Source organism: Psychroflexus salis (assembly GCF_014640175.1).
GTDB classification, from domain to species: domain Bacteria; phylum Bacteroidota; class Bacteroidia; order Flavobacteriales; family Flavobacteriaceae; genus Psychroflexus; species Psychroflexus salis.
Window position 1 is genome coordinate 45,541 of record NZ_BMGL01000014.1, and the last position, 17,709, is coordinate 63,249.

A 17,709-nucleotide genomic window follows, 5' to 3' on the forward strand; every position below is an offset into this window, starting at 1 on the left:
ATTTCAACTTTAGGACTTTAAAAAATGAAATAGGTTAAAAAACACCTATTTAGTTAAAAACCAAAGTCGTAATTTACTAATAAGGCCACTTTAGTTAAAAACCAAAGTCGTAATTTACTAATAAGGCCACTACATACGAATAACTATCCATGCCTTCAGGTTGATTATTTAAATTAAGGTATGAGCCATACATTAGTTTCAACATAGGTTCAATCGGGTTTTGGTAATCCAACCAAAATTCTTGCAATTCTCGGTAATTTTCTAGAACACCATAATTTACACATTGTTTTAACTCTTCAAAAACACGTGGGTCTCGAATATAAATTTCTTGTAAACACTTTTTTAATGCAAAACCATGGGTGGCATATTTAAAGCTTTCATCAGTATGATGCATGCCTACTAAACATGCAATAAAGTTAGCTTCATTTTCTTTGGCAAAACCCATTTGGTGAGCTACTTCGTGAGTTAAGGTGGTTGGCCATTTAAATGAAGGAATATTACTGTTGTATTGCGCTTCTAAGCTAAACGGATTTAAATACCCACCAAAACCGCCGTAGGTAAGTGGAAGCGAAAAAAGCGATTTTTTAAGATTCTGTTTTCCATAATCTAGATTAAGTTTTGGTTCATTTACAGATTCAATTCCACTGAAAATTAAGTCTGAAATTTCTTGGTGATTGTACTTAAAATTCACCGCAAGCGAGTCATTTGCTTTTAAATTTTGATGCAATTTATTGGTTCTAGTAATTATTTTTTCAGTAAAGTCGATTAATTCAAATGTGCTATAATCGTTCCTTATTTGAAGCTGTTCGTGTACAGGAACTCGGTAATAATTAAAGCCCCAAAACAAATGGAAAAGCACATATATTTTTGAAATAAAAGCAATGGCAATAACTAAATTTTGTTTCCAATTTTTGAATTTTTTCCGAATTAACTGAAAGATAAATCGAATGGCTAATGCAATTAGTATAATGTAAAATAAATCTCCTATTGAAAAGGGAATCCAACTTAATAAAAAATGAAAAACACTTCGAATTAAAGTATAAATCTTTCTACTATATACCGTCTCAACAAAATATGGAAATTGAGATAAAATTTGGATACAAACGAAAAATATGGGCAGCACATACACCCAAATTTTAGTTGATTTGGAAATTTGATTTTGTTTCGTCTTTATTTTCAATACCAGTTAGTTTTTACAGTGTTTATAACCGATTTGTTTACATAATATTTTAATTAAGTGTAAATTACTTAAAAATTCTTTGATCAAAAGGGAAGGGCGCAAGACTTGTAATTTTAATTTTTTTAAAATCAGGATGATGAGGATTAATTAAATAATTGAAATCGCCTTGTACTACAGCCGATGGTACTTTTAAAATACAAGCTTCAGAAGCATCGATAAATGCATCGCCTAATTTTTGGGTTTCCATATGTTGCGGAAACAAATTCCAGTTTTTGCTTAGTTCTTTTATAGCTAATTTTTTGATTTTTATTTGGTTTGGAATTTCAATTTTGAGTATCATAAAATCACTGGGTAAACTAGCTAAATTTAAATGCACAATTACTTCAGCCATCGCTAAAGCTCTGCTTTCTGCAGTATAAATAATTTCAATTCCTTTGGAATTCCATCGATTACCAAACTTAGCAGCACCACGACCATTTAATTGGTTAGCGTATTTTTTTCTAGATAATCTAAATACATGCATTAGGCAAAAATTCCGTGCTCTATTCTGTTTAACTCGGCCATAACTAAATCCTTACCGTAAGAGTCATTAAGGAGCTCGGCGGGTTTTAAGTTGCTTAGTGCATAACTAGGCGTGTTGAGCCATAAATAAAACTGCTCTTGGGTATCGAAAACTGAGTTGCCAAAATGTGTAACTTCTGCCAGTTCGATAATTTTTTCGGTATGAATGGGTTTAAAAATATAATCTTCTTCGTTGCTGTGGCGTTGAAGTGTTTTTTTGGAAACATTTAAATAGTTAGCCCAATCATCTTCGGTAAATGGGGTAATTTGTTTAATCTCGTTGAATAGTGAATAAGGAATACCTTGCTTTATAGCTTGAATAATAAGCATTTTGTCTTCAAAAAAATTTGAATAATTTAATTTTGCACTAAAGTTATGCTGTGATAATGAATCGATTTCTTCAACATAACTAACCAAAGCTTCTTGAACTGCTTTAAGCTTTGTTGGATTAGTTTTATATTTTTTTGGCTCCATAATAAAGACATTTGTCTACGAATATAAGACTTTTTTCTTTGAGTTTTTAAAATAATCAAATATTTTTTCATTTTACTTTTTAAACTCTAGCTAGTTTAGGTGTTATTTATACTATACCAGTTTGTTTTAGCTATGTTTTCTAAGACGCTAATCATTCATGTAAAAGTAGGACTTATATTTGCTTTTATATGCTTAAACTTTCCTTTCAGTTATAAGTCTTATAGAAGAATTATAATTTAAAACTATGCAGTTTATTGAGGTCTTAAAACAATTAAATATTCAATTGTTATTGATAGAAAGTGTACAAAGCTTAACGGATTATGCTAAAGTAGATTTAAGTGAAGATGCACTTAGCAAGTTTGCTGTAAACCCTGCCAATCATGAAGAGCTTCAATTGTATTTGAGTAAAATTCAGCAAAAAGAAAAAGCTAAAGTTTTGTATGGTGGATATTTAGAAAAAAGGAATTTATATGCAAATTCGACTTTGTTTAATTCAAATCAAATACGAAATATACATTTAGGTTTAGATTTTTGGGCTGAAGCTGGAACAGCAATTCTAGCTCCTTTAGATGGAATAGTACATTCTGCTCATTATAACGAAGGAGAAGGAAACTACGGCGGAACCATCATTTTAAAACATCAATTTAAAGATTTTTCTTTTTTCAGTCTGTATGGTCATTTAAGTAAAGCTTCGTTATCGTTGAAAATTAATTCCAAAATAAAAAAAGACGAAGTGTTTTGTAATTTAGGTGGGAAATATGAAAATGGAAATTACGTACCACACCTTCATTTTCAATGGATTTTGAATTTACCCAAAGATGCAGTAGATTATCCTGGCGTATGTACAGCCTATCAAATTGAAGACTTCGCAAACAACTCACCAAAACCGACTCTTTCATTAACAAATAGCTAAGTAAATTTACCTATTTTTGCAAAATAGTAATTACACATGATGCAACTGAATATTCAAAACGAAACTTCACGCTTAAAGGCTGTTATTTTAGGTATAGCTAACTCCAATGGGCCTGTACCAAGCATAGAAGAAGCTTACGATCCAAAATCTATCGAATTTATAAAAAAAGGAGCTTATCCTAAAGAAATAGATATGATTGAAGAAATGGAACAAGTTGCGGCTGTTTTAAGAAAATACAATGTAGATGTGTTTAGACCTAAAAAGATTGAAAATTACAATCAAATATTTGCGAGAGACATCGGTTTTGTAATCGAAGACAAATTTATTAGAGCCAATATTTTGCCCGATCGGGAACAAGAAATTGAAGCTATTCATTATGTAATTAATCAAATGAATCCTGAAAATGTAATTGTTTTGCCAGAAGATTGCCATATAGAAGGTGGAGATATTATGCCTCATGGCGATTATATTTTCATCGGCACTTATCGTGGTAAAGATTATTCAGACTATATAACAGCTAGAACTAATATTGAAGCTGTAAAAGCCATTCAAAATATATTTCCAGAAAAAAAAGTAAAATCTTTCAACTTAAGAAAAAGCAATAACAATGCAAAGGCTAACGCACTGCATTTGGATTGCTGTTTTCAGCCAGTAGGAAAAAATAAAGCCATTATTCATAAAAATGGGTTTTTAGACGAAGCGGAATATCAATGGTTAGTAAATTTCTTCGGAAAAGAAAATATATTTGAAATCGATGCAGAAGAAATGTATCAAATGACGAGTAATATTTTTTCCATTGCTGAAGATGTAGTAATTTCAGATCGCTATTTTACAGGATTAAACACTTGGTTAAGAAGTCATAACATTATAGTTGAAGAAGTTTCGTATCGAGAAATTGCCAAACAAGAAGGATTGCTTCGTTGTTCAACCTTACCACTAATTAGAGCTTAATATGAAAAAACAAATAACCGATAGCGTTTTAATGATTCGCCCTGCTTCATTTAGAATGAATGAAGAAACAGCAGTAAACAATTATTTTCAACGTAAAACCGAAGATATTCACTTAGCAACCAACCATAAAGCACAAACAGAATTCGATGCTTTCGTAGAATTGCTTAAGTCTAAAGATATTCATGTAACCGTAGTTGAAGATGATCCAAAATTAGATACTCCAGATGCTTTGTTTCCTAATAATTGGATTTCTTTTCACCAAGATGGAAGGGTGGCTTTGTATCCTATGTTTGCCGAAAATAGACGCAGGGAACGCCGAGAAGAAGTTTTGCTTCAACTCGAAGAACAAGGTTTTACAATTGAAAGTATTGTAGATTATACTTCGGCTGAAGAAGAAGATTTATTTTTAGAAGGAACAGGAAGCTTAATTTTAGACCGCGTAAATCGAAAAGCATATTGTACTATTTCAGCAAGAGCAGAAGAAGAATTAGTACTTGAATTTTGCGAAGATTTCGAGTTTACACCTATAATTTTTCAGGCAAACCAAAGTGTAGATGCTAAACGCTTACCTATTTACCACACCAATGTAATGATGTGCTTAGCCGAAAATTTTGCTGTAATTTGTATGGCTAGTATCGACGATAAAAGCCAACGTAAATTAGTAGCCAATTCGTTAAAACAAGATGGAAAGCAAATTATAGACATTACCGAAGCTCAAATGCATCAATTTGCTGGAAATATGTTGCAAGTAAAATCTTCAACTTCAAATCAAACTTATTTGATTATGAGTAAAACTGCACACGATTCTTTAACAAAAAGTCAAATTGCTGAAATTGAAAAACACACCCAAATTTTAAGTGCAGATTTAAATACTATTGAAGTAAATGGAGGTGGAAGTGCGCGTTGTATGTTAGCCGAAGTTTTTCTGCCAAAAAAATAGAAAACAGTTGGTTAATTAAATAGCCTGCAATTAAAAACTCGAGCTTTTATCTTTTGGCTAGATAGCTTTTGTTTACATACTACAATAACTTATTAAATTGCAATCTAATGAAACTTTAAGTGCAACTACTTTTTTAATTTGCAAACAAAAAAATAATGCCAAGGAAAAGAAAAAATGACGACTTGCCTAAAGCAAAATTAACGGCTTCAAACTTAAAACGAAGCCTTCGTTTATTTAAATATATTGGTCCACATAAATGGAAATTAATACTCGGTTTAGTATTTTTAAGTTTTACAGGTTTAACCGCTTTGTTGTTTCCAAAATTAATGGGTGACTTAATAGAAACTGCAGATTTTACAGCTAGTGATATTAATAGAATGGGGCTTGTTTTGTTAGGCTTGTTTACTGCCCAAGCTATTTTTTCTTTCTTTCGAGTAGTGTTATTTGTAAATGTTACCGAAAACATGTTGGCCAGTATTCGCGAAGATACCTTTGGTAAACTAATTAAAATGCCGATGCAGTTTTTTTCGAGTAGAAAAGTAAGCGAATTAAATAGTAGAATAGCAGCAGACATCAGCCAAATTCAAGATACATTTACAACAGGTATTGCTGAGTTTTTACGGCAATTTATTATTGTAATTGGTGGAGTAGTGGCACTTTTTTTTACTTCGGTAAAACTATCGCTACTTATGTTAGCCACAATTCCTGTATTTGCAATAATTGCTGTGTTTTTTGGTAAATACATCCGTAAACTTTCTAAAGATGCTCAAGACGAAGTAGCAGAATCCAACTCCATAGCTTCCGAAAGCCTTCAAGGTATTGCTAATGTAAAAGCTTTTACAAACGAATTTTTCGAAATGCTTCGTTACAATAAGGCCGTAGCCAATATTAAACAAATTGCTATTAAAGGTGGATTGGCCCGTGGTGCTTTTTCATCTTTCATTATATTTTGCATTTTCGGTGCTATTGTACTTTTAGTTTGGTATGCGGTTAAGTTACAAAGCCAAGATTTACTTACGCAATCTCAACTCATCACCTTTATTTTATATACCATTTTCGTAGGTGCTTCCATCGGTGGTTTGCCTATTCAATATGCACAAATACAAAAAGCAGTCGGAGCAACTGAGCGTGTTTTTGATATTATTGATGAAGTAACCGAACCAATTCGCGCTGAGTCTCAACATGAACTATCCAGTCGATTAGCTGGAAATATTCAATTTAAAGATGTAGATTTTCATTATCCTTCACGTTCAGAAATTCAGGTTTTAAAGAACTTAAATTTTGAAGTTAAAGCTGGCGAAACGGTAGCCATTGTTGGTCCAAGTGGAGCGGGGAAGTCAACAATTGCTTCTTTGCTACTACAGTTTTATAAACCAACTCATGGCCATATTTTAATCGATGGTGAATCTTGTGCAGAAATGGATTTGTATAGTATAAGAAAGGAAATGGCATATGTGCAACAAGAAGTTTTTCTGTTTGGTGGAAGTATTTTAGAGAACATACAATATGGGAAATTTGATGCTTCGTTAGGTGAAGTAAAAGCAGCTGCCAAAAAAGCAAATGCACATCAATTTATTGAAGCTTTTCCTGAGCAATACCATACTATAGTTGGCGAACGTGGAATTCAATTATCGGGTGGTCAACGCCAACGTATTGCTATTGCAAGAGCAATTTTAAAAGACCCAAGTATTTTAATTTTAGATGAAGCTACTAGTGCGCTAGATGCAGAATCTGAACATTTAGTACAGGAAGCTTTGCAAACTTTAATGCAAGGAAGAACATCTTTTGTTATTGCACATCGATTATCTACCATTCAAAATGCTAATCAAATTTTGGTGTTAGAAGATGGAAAGTTAGTAGAAAAAGGAAGCCACGAAGAGTTAATTAAAAATACAAACGGACGTTACCGAAATTTAGTGGAGCTTCAGTTGCAAGCTTAATTAATTTTGCAATTATTCCTTTTAATTCTTTCTATAACAGCATTTGCAACTTCAATGCTTAATGGAATTATTAGAAACTAAATTTCATATTTTTGCAACTTATAAAATAACGAATGAAAAGAGTTGTAGTTGGATTAAGTGGTGGAGTAGATTCTAGTGTTACTGCTTATTTATGTAAAGAAATGGGTTACGAAGTAATCGGTTTGTTTATGAAAAACTGGCATGACGATTCTGTAACCATTAGTGATGAGTGCCCTTGGTTAGACGATAGTAACGATGCCATGTTAGTAGCCGAAAAACTTGGGATTCCTTTTCAAACGGTAGACTTAAGTGCTGAATACAAAGAACGTATTGTAGATTATATGTTTAAAGAATACGAAGAAGGTCGCACACCAAATCCTGATGTACTTTGTAATCGCGAAATTAAATTTGATGTATTCTTAAAAATAGCCGAATCACTTGGAGCAGATTACGTAGCCACGGGTCATTATTGTAGAAAAACTAGCTTTACTTCAGATGGTAACGAGATTCATCAATTACTTGCGGGTAAAGATCAAAATAAGGACCAATCTTATTTTTTATGTCAAATTTCGCAACAACAATTAGCAAAAATTATTTTCCCAATTGGTGAGCTTCAAAAATCTGAAGTACGACAAATTGCAGCTGAGCAAAATTTAATTACAGCCGATAAAAAAGATTCGCAAGGTTTATGCTTCATTGGTAAAGTTCGTTTACCTGAATTTCTTCAACAACAATTAAAACCTAAAAAAGGAGATATTATAGAAATTCCAGTGGATTCTTCCATTTATAATGAGCAAAAATCTTTTGGAAATAGTTTGCTAGATGATACATCTAAATTTAAATATTTGCCAGAAAATGGTAAAGTGGTAGGTCAGCACGATGGCGCTCATTTTTTTACCAAAGGCCAACGTAAAGGCCTTGCTGTTGGTGGAACCAAAGAACCTTTGTTTGTACTAGATACCGATGTAAATAAAAATATAATTTATACTGGTCAGGGTAAAAATCATCCAGGGTTACTACGTAAAGGCTTACTGGTAAAACCGCACGAAACACATTGGCTTAGAGAAGATTTGGCTTTAAAAATAGGAGAAAAATTAGAAGTAATGGCGAGAATTAGGTATCGACAACCTTTGGAAAAAGCAACTTTATATCAGGAAAAAGAAGGCTTATTTGTTATTTTTGAAAATGAACAATACGCCATTGCCGAAGGTCAATTTGTAGCTTGGTATGAAGGAGAAGAATTGCTCGGTTCGGGTGTAATTTCATAAAGTTTAAACATGCATAAAAACAACAGAATAACTTCACTTTTTAATATACAATATCCATTAATTCAAGCAGGTATGATCTGGGCTAGTGGTTGGAAATTGGCTTCAGCTGTTAGTAATGAAGGCGGTTTAGGAATTATAGGCGCAGGCTCTATGTATCCAGAAATTTTACGTGAGCACATTCAAAAATGTAAAAATGCTACATCAAAACCTTTTGCGGTTAATGTTCCGATGCTGTATCCTGATTTAGAAAAAATCATGGATATTATTATTGAAGAAAAAGTTCCCATTGCTTTTACTTCAGCTGGAAATCCTAAAACATGGACGCCTATTTTAAAAGCAAACGGAATTAAAGTAGTCCACGTGGTGAGTAGTGTAAAATTTGCTTTAAAAGCACAAGAAGCTGGAGTAGATGCAGTAGTAGCTGAGGGTTTTGAAGCTGGTGGACATAATGGAAGAGAAGAAACAACTAGTTTAACTTTAATTCCTATGGTGGCCAAAGAAATCGAAATTCCTTTAATTGCCGCTGGCGGAATTGCAACTGGAAAAGCCATGCTGGCAGCGATGGTCCTTGGCGCTGATGCGGTGCAAGTTGGAACTCGATTTGTTGCGAGTCATGAAGCTTCGTCGCATCTTAAATTTAAAGAAGAAGTGGTTAAAGCTAAAGAAGGAGCAACACAGCTAACCTTAAAAGAATTAGCGCCTGTTCGATTAATAAAGAATAAGTTTTTTAATGATGTGCAAAAGTTATATCAAAAAGGAACTTCAGCTGAAGAACTAAAAGAATTACTAGGTAGAGCCAGAGCTAAAAAGGGAATGTTTGAAGGTGACTTAGATGAAGGTGAATTAGAAATAGGACAAATAGCTGGCCTAATCGACGAAATAAAACCCGCTGCAGAAATTGTTAAAGAAATAATCAACGAATTTGAAGCTGCTAAACAACAAGTCTCAGTTTTATAAAAATGTTGAATCTAATTTTATCAAATTTTAACGCATTGTATGGCTAAATTAATAGGCGTCAATTTTTTCAGCGTTTCTTTTTCAGTCGGATTTAATCGACAAATGTTTCTTTAATTAAACTTTTACATTTGGCTATTTCAGACTTTAATAGTCGATCAAATCTTTTTAAAATTCGAGTCTTGTCAATTGTGTGAATTTGGTCAATCGCAACCATTCCGTTTTTACCCTTATGTTTTACGTTTACTCTTGTCGGATATTTTTTAAGATTAGTCGTCATTGGATCCACTACAATGGTTTTCAAGAACTTGTTAATTTCGTTTGGTGATAGAATTACACAGGGACGAGTTTTTTTAATTTCACTTCCAATCGTCGGGTCAATATTAACGAGTACAATAGCGTATTGTTTTAACTCCATTCTTCAAAGTTTTCATCATCAAAAACATCATCAAGTAATAATTTGTCATCATTATTTGCTCTCATTTCTTTAAAAGCATTTTCCCAATTTTTTCTCGGTTTGTCTATTGGTTTAAGGATGATCTGTCCTTTCTCCAGAATCATTTCAACTTTATCTTTGATCTTGTACTTTTCTAAAATGGTCTTGCTTAAACGCAAACCTTTTGAATTTCCGATTTTTATAATTGCTGTTTCCATAATTGTTACTTTGTAATCATAAAGTAATAACTTTCATTTTTTTTTTTTGCAAAGTTTTTTTAGCATTAATGGGCAACAATTATCAATTAAAAACTCCTAATACCACTTTCTGGTAAATAGTCTAAACAAGGTTGGAATATCTAAAGTAACGATGAAGCGAATGCGCTCAGCATAATTAGGTTGTCCAACTTCCCAACCCAAGCTAGAATACGCTGGAAAATACATTTCAAAATAATCTTCAACTAGATTAAGTCGAATTCCAGAGTCGTATAGAAATTCGGCATCTGCACCACGGTTTTTTACAAAACCCATGTCTCCATAAGCAAAAATCCAATTCCAAATGGTTGTGCTAACATTAGTAGTTGCTATCCATTCATTTGCAAATGCGGGTTGTAGCATCGATTTAAAACCACCTTCAGCCATGATGAATTGTTGACTAAATAAACCGCTTTCTTCACTTCGACCGTAGTAATTATAATCGAATAAATAGTCGGTTGGTCGGTCTAAAGCAAAGCTAAAAAAATCTGAATCAGTATCGTTAAACAAAAATAAACCACCATAAAAGCGGAAATTAATTTGTCTATTATTTATAAATAATTTTCTAAATGTACTTGTGGCAGAAACTTTACTGAATTTTTTAGAAATTTGGTAATCTACATTTGCTGTAAAAAATCGATCTAGGTTTTTATTTTGATATCTGTAATTTACATTGTAAATATCGTATTCGGGTTCATTGAAAGTTGTAAGTTCACTTTCGTCTCGGTTTACACTCGAAGTTCTTACTGATAATGATTGTCGTACATTACTTCGTAAATTTTTAGGGCGATAAAAGAAACTAGCATAGGCAGAATATGAATTAAAAAATAAATCTACGTCATACGAAAATCGAGAACCACCAATTCCTGTTCGTATGGAGAAAATTTCATCATCTTTAAACATAAAGGTATAGTCCATAGAAGCTGAACCAACTAGAGCATTACTTACTAAACCATACTTGGGAGAAAGTGCATAACTAAATTGCTTAGGTAATAAAGACGTATTGTACAGTTTGGGGCCTGCATAAAATCCGTCGTATAAATTATAGCCAAATTCAGGAATAACAAATAATTGTTCTTTGCTTGGGTCTTCAATATCTTCCAGTAATCGAAGTTGCAAAGGCTTACTAAATAACTTGCTTACCCGTTGGTAATTATTTCGTTTATTTAATTCTGGTATTTTGCCATTGTAGTTTATTGCTAAACGTTCAGCTCCTTCATTTTTAAGCCGTATCACGGTGTCTTTTCCAAAACCTTCTACCCAAGTTTTATGGATTTCTTTGTTGTTTTTAAGTTGCGAAATAGCTACAGGTAATTGATTGGGATACCGATTAACAATCTTTACTTCTAAAGAATCTTTGTTCTTGTTGCGTTTTACCTGCTGAATTTTAAAATCGATAAATTGATTTGTAGAAGCAAAATCATTAAACCACCAATCAATATCTTTTTTGGTGTTTTTGTTTAAACTGGATTTAAAATTTTCTAAGGAAGTAAATTTAGATTTATTTGTAACATAAAATTCTTTAATACCTTGATTTACTTCGTTTTTACTTGAGTAATCTTTTAAATAATCCATCGCAATTCCTGCTTTGTATGGATTAGCAATTTTTTTATTAAAACGCAATAAAGAATCTTGTGGAGTAACCAAGGTTTGATCGATGTTTTGCCGAATCATGGTTTGTAGCAGAAAATCGTATTGGTCATTAAAATCTAAACTAGATGCATGAGTCCAGCTAATTCCTTTAATATTACTTAAAGTTCCAAGCAATTTGGTGTCTGGATAAAAAATATCTACATACTCCATCATTAATGAATATTGAATCGCATCTAAAATCCACTGATCTTTACGAGAATTTATAAATATAGAATACTTTAAATATTGGTCTGTTAAGGTTTTAAAAAGTTTGATATCAAATTGAAAACCATCGGGAAATGGCCTGATAAAATCGGGCAACTGGTTTAAACCATAAACCGGAGATAAATCGTAATCTTTTTCTGAAACTAGAATACGTTCATTAGGAAACTTATCAAGCCGAACACTTAAAAAGTTTAAAATACGATCGATTATTAAAGCTTCAATATTTTCATTTAATTGGTTTTCTTTAATGTTCGAAATGAGAGTTCCAAAGTCGGTTACGGTAGTAGTAAAGCTATTTACTAATTCTAAGTGTAGGTCTATTTGACTATGGTTTTTACCAGTTAACAAATAGCTTTTTGTGAGTTCGTCTTCTTTTAATAAGGTTTTAGTAAGTGCCGTGTTAACATTGTAATTTTTAGGTAAATTTAATTCTAAATGGTAATCAGCGGGTTGCTGTGGTTGGTCAAAAAGCTCTAAATCACTGTAAATCCACCATTCATTTTGGTAAACTGCTGGCTGTATAAGCCAATATTTCATTCTGAAATTTCCGTTATTAAAACCAAATCCAGTAAATTTATCTAATGGTATAACAACGCTGTAACTGAGTTGAAGTTCAACTTCTTCACCAGGTTGTAAAGCTTTAGGTAAATCAACTTCAATTAAATCGATTTTATCTTTTGGTCTGCTCCATTTTAAATTTTGCGAGTTATTCTTTATAAATTCTAAATCAGTCCCACCGCGGTCTTCATCCGATGCAAAATGAAACTTCCTTATGTATTCTTGCGCATAGCGCTTACCCAATGCGCTTCTTTTGTTAGAAAATGCATTTACCCAATCGTATAACCAAATCGATTTTAAAGTATTTGTAGAAGTATTTTTGAAAATAACTTTCTGCGTAATGCTAAAACTTCTTAAGTCTTTATTTAAACTAACTTGCGCATCAATTTTTTGCTGAGCACAGAGTCTTTCACAATTCAAAAAAAGAAAAGCAGGGATAAATAAATTAAACAAAAACTTTGATGGCATTAATTTCATATTTTGCTGAAATTGGCTAATGTAAGCTTATTGAACTACATAAATTACAATATCAAAAAAAGCTTTTTTATTGCTTTAAGAACTTATAATTTTCTGAAAAATTTTCAAGTTTCACAAAATAAATTCCTGAAGAAAGAAAACTTACATCGATAATTGTTGAATTACTTATCTTTTTAAAGGAATATACTTTTTGTCCTATTTGATTATAAATGTTTATAGTAGTTGAAGCATCTACTGAAGCATGGAATTTAACATATAATTCTTGCTCTACTATATTTCCACTTGGAAAGCTCAGCAAGGTATTTGAAGCATTCCAATTTGAATTGGAAAGACTAGCATTTTGATTGGTAACTTCCATTACAACAGGTAAATGGTCGCTCATTAAATACAATAAATTTCGGGTAGCTTGGTTAAATTCACCCAGGCAAGAAGTGTCACTTATATTCTTATTGTAACAATTGCCATTGTTTCCGTAAGCAACATAAGTATTTTCTTTATAGGTAATGTCGTTTTCAGCTTCCATTATATTGTTAGAAACCATGATAAAATCGAAACGATCGTCCATTCCGCCACCCGCACCAAAATCGTCAAAATTATTGTTCGAAGTTCGTGTGCTCTGTGTGTGAATATTTGCGAAGCTGGGATTGTTATTCCAATCGCCAATAGTATTAATTGGATCGCTAAATGAAATTGTAGACTGCCCCATAACCAATTGTAAAAAAGCACTCTCGTTGGCGGTGTATAAGTTAAAATCTCCAGCAAAAATTACGTTTGCATCTTCTGGAAGATTAGCTAAATAAGCAGTAAAATCACTTACCATATTCGATCGAATAATTTCATTGGTTGTTCCTTGTGCTGCTTTTAAATGCGCGACAAAAATATCGAGATATAAAGCTGCGCTCTCAGTATTGTTTAATACTTCAAGTTGATAGTAATTAATGTCTCGTAATTGCGTTTGGATGATATCTGTAAAATTTAAACTAAATTTACTTTCATCGTAAAACAAATGCTGTTGCAATTCTTGAAAACTAGATGAAGTATTCAGTTCAAAATCGGGCATGGCATAAGTTACTTCGTTGGTATCGTTTAAAACCTGATTTAAAATTAAATTGGCTCCTGCTTCATTTTGAAGCTCACAAACCATAAAAATATCGGGTTGTACATTATCTAAAATAGAATTTAATATGGAAGCACGATTACTTGGTGGAGCTTCAGGAAAATTCAATAAATTATAAAACATTAGTGTATAATCTTCTTGAGCAAACCCAATTGAAGAAAAAAAGATAAGAAAAAGTAAGGGGATTTTTTTTAGCAAACCACTTTATTCATTTAAAAGTTCGGACTCAAATCAAATTGATTATAGAATTCATCTAAAATAGCTAAAACTTCATCTTCGGTATCTACCAAGTTAATCAAGTTTAAGTCATCTTTGCCAACAGTTTCATAGGTATCTACCATGGTTTGTTTAATCCAATCTAATAAACCACTCCAGTATTCCTTTCCAACCAAAATAATTGGAAATTTATCTATTTTTTTGGTTTGAATTAAAGTAATGGCTTCAAACAATTCGTCTAGCGTTCCTAACCCGCCGGGCATCACTACAAAACCTTGTGCATATTTTACAAACATAACTTTACGTACAAAAAAGTAATCGAAATTTAGGTTTTTATCGCGATCTATGTATGGATTATCGTGTTGCTCAAAAGGCAGTTCTATATTTAAGCCTACCGAAGTTCCGCCAGCTAAATGAGCTCCTTTATTTCCAGCTTCCATAATTCCTGGACCGCCACCGGTTATAACACCATAGCCATGATCCACAATTTTTTGAGCAATACTTACTGCTAACTTGTAATATTTATGATCTGGTTTTAAACGTGCCGAACCAAAGATAGAAACACAAGGACCAATTTCGCTCATGCGTTCGTAGCCTTGCACAAATTCGCCCATTATTTTAAATAGTGCCCAACTATCGTTGGTTTTAATTTCGTTCCAATTTTTGTATTTCTTAGTTACCATAATTTAATTTTAGTTAGGTTAGACTTCATAAAAAAACAGCCTACAAATCTAATTCTTTTTTTAGAAAAGCAGCGGTGTAGCTTTGCTTGTCTTTACTTACTTTCTCTGGCGTTCCTTTCGCTACTAATTGCCCACCGTTTTTTCCGCCTTCGTAACCAATATCAAAAAGGTAGTCGCCCATTTTAATTACATCCATATTGTGTTCAATAATTAAAACAGAATTGCCTTTGTCTACCAATTTATTCAATACATCCATTAATATGCGGATGTCTTCAAAATGTAGGCCAGTAGTGGGTTCATCTAAAATATAAAAAGTATTTCCAGTATCTCGCTTACTTAATTCGGTTGCTAACTTAATACGTTGGGCTTCACCACCAGAAAGAGTTGTGCTTTGTTGCCCTAAACTGATGTAACCCAAGCCAACATCCTGAATGGTCTTCAATTTGCGATATATCTTTGGAATTTGATCGAAAAAATCAGTGGCTTCATCAATGGTCATTTCCAAAACATCGCTAATGGATTTGCCTTTGTATCGAATCTCCAAAGTTTCTCGGTTGAAGCGTTTTCCCTGGCAGGTTTCACATTCCACATATACATCGGGTAAAAAGTTCATTTCAATCACTTTTAAACCACCACCGCTACAAGTTTCGCAACGACCACCTTTAACATTAAAACTGAAACGCCCCGGTTTATAACCGCGGATTTGTGCTTCGGGTGTCATGGTAAATAACTTTCTAATTTCGTCAAAAACACCCGTATAAGTTGCTGGATTTGATCGTGGTGTACGACCAATAGGTGTTTGATTGATGTCAATTACTTTGTCTAAATGCTGAAGTCCGGTGATTTTTTTATATGGAAGCGGTTCTTTTACACCATTAAAATAATAGGCATTCATAATAGGGTAGAGCGTTTCGTTAATTAAAGTAGACTTTCCACTTCCTGAAACACCAGTTACCACAATCATTTTTCCGAGGGGAATTTTAATGGAAACATCTTTTAAGTTATTTCCAGTTGCCCCTTGTAAATGCAAATGTTTGCCATTTCCTTTTCTGCGTTTTTTTGGAACTTCAATATTTTTGGCTCCACTTAAATAATCAGCGGTAAGTGTTTTGCTAGCTAAAATTTGTTTTGGTGTTCCTTGGCTAATAATTTCGCCACCGTTTTTGCCTGCAAACGGCCCAATGTCTATTACATGGTCGGCTCGCTCAATCATATCTTTATCATGTTCTACCACAATAATAGAATTACCCACATCGCGCAAAGAAACTAACGAATTGATTAATTTTTCGTTATCGCGTTGATGCAAGCCAATACTAGGTTCATCTAAAATGTACAATACACCTACCAATTGAGAACCGATTTGCGTAGCTAAGCGAATGCGCTGCGCTTCTCCACCAGAAAGTGTTTTAGAACCGCGATTTAAGCTGAGGTAGGTTAAACCCACATCGACTAAAAATTGCAAACGTGTTTGAATTTCTTTTATAATTTCTTCGGCTATTTTCCACTCGTTTTTGCTGAAGGCTTTGTTTAAATTGGTAAAGAAATCTTGCAGTTCCAACACATCCATATCCACTAACTCAGCTATATTTTTTTGGGCTATTTTGTAATTGAGCGATTCTTTTTTTAAACGACTCCCTTCACAAGTAGGACAAGGCTTTTTATCCATGTATTTTTTAGCCCAACGTTTTAGTGAAGTAGAACTTTCTCTTTGGTTGAAGGTATTTTCAATAAATGTAGCTACGCCTTCAAAATCGTAAGAAATACTTCTGTTTACTTTTGCTTTTTCGCCATAGACTTTAAATGAAGCTTTGCCGCCATATAAAATTACATCCAATGCTTCTTTAGGTATGTCTTTTATGGCATCTTTTAAATTGAATTTATAATGCAAAGCAATGCTCTCTAGCTGCTTAAACACCCAATTTTTCTTTGGTTTTCCGTGTGGCTCAATTCCACCTTCTTTAATGGATATTTCTCGATTAGGAATTACTTTATCAGTGTTAATTTCAAAAACTTCACCTATGCCATTGCAACTGGGGCATGCACCTTTTGGAGAGTTGAATGAAAAATTATTGGGTTCGGGAACAGGATATGAAATGCCGCTAGTTGGGCACATTAAATTTCGGCTAAAGTAGCGCGCTTCAGTTTTGCCTTCTTCCAAAACCATAATAATATCATTGCCTTGCTTCATTCCATTTTTAATACTGGTGGCAAGGCGTTGGTCTATTTTATCGTTTATTTTAAGACGGTCTATAACCACTTCAATATCATGAATTTTGTAGCGGTCGAGCTTCATTCCTTTTTCAATATCGCGTACTTCGCCATCTACTCGAACTTTTAAAAAACCTTGTTTTGCAATTTGCTCGAATAACTCCCGATAATGTCCTTTTCGCGAACGAATAACAGGAGCTAAGACATTGATTTTTTGGTCTTGATAAATTTCTTTTATTTTTTGAAGGATTTGCTCATCTGAGTAGCTCACCATTTTTTCTCCAGTTTTAAAACTGTAAGCTGTGCCAACTCGTGCATACAATAAACGAAGAAAGTCGTAAATCTCGGTAATGGTACCCACGGTACTTCGTGGACTTTTTGATGTGGTTTTTTGTTCGATGGCAATTACTGGCGAAAGTCCTTCAATTTTATCTACGTCTGGACGTTCTAAACCACCAAGAAACTGCCTTGCATAGGCTGAAAAAGTTTCAATATATCGGCGTTGTCCTTCCGCATAAATGGTATCAAAAGCTAAAGAAGATTTTCCAGAACCCGATAAACCGGTAATAACTACTAGTTTATTTCGGGGAATGTCCACATCAATATTCTTTAAATTATGTGCTCTTGCACCATAAACTTCAATTTTATCTTCCATAGCCAAATTTCAACTTGCAAAATTAGTCAATTTTTATGGCTAAAGA

General features: G+C 33.1%; 15 protein-coding genes. 6 read left to right on the plus strand and 9 right to left on the minus strand.

Going from position 1 to position 17,709, the window contains the following annotated elements:
- Nucleotides 1-94: 94 nt before the first annotated feature.
- The 3 genes from IEV63_RS11750 to IEV63_RS11760 all read right to left on the minus strand — a co-directional run bounded on the left by IEV63_RS11750 (nt 95) and on the right by IEV63_RS11760 (nt 2,215).
- Entirely contained in the window at nt 95-1,180 is a 1,086-nt protein-coding gene (locus tag IEV63_RS11750; RefSeq protein WP_229737244.1) for a DUF3810 domain-containing protein, read from the minus strand.
- A 64-nt stretch (nt 1,181-1,244) separates the two neighbouring features.
- Nucleotides 1,245-1,703 (minus strand): RES family NAD+ phosphorylase, encoded by a 459-nt coding sequence (locus tag IEV63_RS11755; RefSeq protein WP_188407011.1) that lies wholly within the window; start codon nt 1,701-1,703, stop codon nt 1,245-1,247.
- The gene (locus IEV63_RS11760; protein WP_188407012.1) at nt 1,703-2,215 is read right to left on the minus strand and encodes an Xre family toxin-antitoxin system antitoxin; all 513 of its coding nucleotides are present in this window, start codon (nt 2,213-2,215) and stop codon (nt 1,703-1,705) included. The genes IEV63_RS11755 and IEV63_RS11760 overlap by 1 nt, the downstream gene beginning before the upstream one ends.
- Nucleotides 2,216-2,459: 244 nt before the next feature.
- On the opposite strand from IEV63_RS11760, the gene IEV63_RS11765 reads away from it, so the two are divergent.
- The 6 genes from IEV63_RS11765 to IEV63_RS11790 all read left to right on the plus strand — a co-directional run bounded on the left by IEV63_RS11765 (nt 2,460) and on the right by IEV63_RS11790 (nt 9,205).
- A complete protein-coding gene (locus IEV63_RS11765; protein ID WP_188407013.1) occupies nt 2,460-3,128 on the plus strand; it encodes a peptidoglycan DD-metalloendopeptidase family protein in 669 nt (222 codons plus the stop codon).
- A gap of 36 nt (nt 3,129-3,164) precedes the next feature.
- Complete coding sequence (locus tag IEV63_RS11770; RefSeq protein ID WP_188407014.1) at nt 3,165-4,079, plus strand: dimethylarginine dimethylaminohydrolase family protein; 915 nt, start codon at nt 3,165-3,167, stop codon at nt 4,077-4,079.
- A gap of 1 nt (nt 4,080) precedes the next feature.
- Nucleotides 4,081-5,019 (plus strand): citrulline utilization hydrolase CtlX, encoded by a 939-nt coding sequence (ctlX, locus tag IEV63_RS11775; protein WP_188407015.1) that lies wholly within the window; start codon nt 4,081-4,083, stop codon nt 5,017-5,019.
- Between the two features lie 155 nt (nt 5,020-5,174).
- Complete coding sequence (locus tag IEV63_RS11780) at nt 5,175-6,959, plus strand: ABC transporter ATP-binding protein (RefSeq protein WP_188407016.1); 1,785 nt, start codon at nt 5,175-5,177, stop codon at nt 6,957-6,959.
- Between the two features lie 113 nt (nt 6,960-7,072).
- Nucleotides 7,073-8,248 carry a tRNA 2-thiouridine(34) synthase MnmA gene (gene mnmA / locus IEV63_RS11785; RefSeq protein ID WP_188407017.1) on the plus strand — a complete coding sequence of 392 codons (1,176 nt, stop codon included), beginning with the start codon at nt 7,073-7,075 and terminating at the stop codon, nt 8,246-8,248.
- 9 nt (nt 8,249-8,257) lie between these two features.
- Nucleotides 8,258-9,205, plus strand: a complete 948-nt coding sequence (locus tag IEV63_RS11790; RefSeq protein WP_188407018.1) for an NAD(P)H-dependent flavin oxidoreductase — start codon at nt 8,258-8,260, stop codon at nt 9,203-9,205.
- 91 nt (nt 9,206-9,296) lie between these two features.
- Here the strand turns inward: IEV63_RS11790 and IEV63_RS11795 are convergent, their stop codons facing one another.
- The 6 genes from IEV63_RS11795 to uvrA form a co-directional block, all read right to left on the minus strand.
- The gene (locus tag IEV63_RS11795; protein WP_188407019.1) at nt 9,297-9,620 is read right to left on the minus strand and encodes a type II toxin-antitoxin system PemK/MazF family toxin; all 324 of its coding nucleotides are present in this window, start codon (nt 9,618-9,620) and stop codon (nt 9,297-9,299) included.
- Complete coding sequence (locus IEV63_RS11800) at nt 9,611-9,856, minus strand: AbrB/MazE/SpoVT family DNA-binding domain-containing protein (protein ID WP_188407020.1); 246 nt, start codon at nt 9,854-9,856, stop codon at nt 9,611-9,613. The genes IEV63_RS11795 and IEV63_RS11800 overlap by 10 nt, the downstream gene beginning before the upstream one ends.
- Before the next feature lie 96 nt (nt 9,857-9,952).
- Nucleotides 9,953-12,775, minus strand: a complete 2,823-nt coding sequence (locus IEV63_RS11805; RefSeq protein ID WP_229737245.1) for a gluzincin family metallopeptidase — start codon at nt 12,773-12,775, stop codon at nt 9,953-9,955.
- Nucleotides 12,776-12,851: 76 nt separating this feature from the next.
- Nucleotides 12,852-14,024, minus strand: a complete 1,173-nt coding sequence (locus tag IEV63_RS11810) for a T9SS type A sorting domain-containing protein (RefSeq protein WP_229737246.1) — start codon at nt 14,022-14,024, stop codon at nt 12,852-12,854.
- An 89-nt stretch (nt 14,025-14,113) separates the two neighbouring features.
- A complete protein-coding gene (locus IEV63_RS11815) occupies nt 14,114-14,800 on the minus strand; it encodes an LOG family protein (RefSeq protein ID WP_188407022.1) in 687 nt (228 codons plus the stop codon).
- Between the two features lie 40 nt (nt 14,801-14,840).
- Entirely contained in the window at nt 14,841-17,663 is a 2,823-nt protein-coding gene (uvrA, locus tag IEV63_RS11820; RefSeq protein ID WP_188407023.1) for an excinuclease ABC subunit UvrA, read from the minus strand.
- Between the last annotated feature and the right edge of the window lie 46 nt (nt 17,664-17,709).